Below are 212 nucleotides of genomic sequence, written 5' to 3'. Positions count from 1 at the left end.
ATGGCGTAGGTGATGTAGTGTGATCTTGAATACGCATCCCCGTTAACCATTTTATCATTCCATGAATCCGCCAGGTTTGTCCATATGATTTTTGCGTAGGAGGGCGTGTTCAATACAGCCGATATGGTTTTAGCGACTTTTTGTTCATCGGAGAGATGGTAAAAATCCCATGCGCCGACAGCCAGGTCTTTGACGCCTGTTATGGTGTCTTT

General features: G+C 45.3%; 1 pseudogene. It reads right to left on the bottom strand.

The window, feature by feature from the left end:
• Nucleotides 1-212, bottom strand: a pseudogene (locus tag Y79_RS1000000121365) (hypothetical protein); the annotation flags it as partial.

Source organism: Bacillus siamensis KCTC 13613, from assembly GCF_000262045.1.
Lineage (GTDB): Bacteria > Bacillota > Bacilli > Bacillales > Bacillaceae > Bacillus > Bacillus siamensis.
The sequence above is the reverse complement of the archived record's forward strand: the minus strand, read 5'-3'. Positions and strand labels throughout refer to the sequence as shown.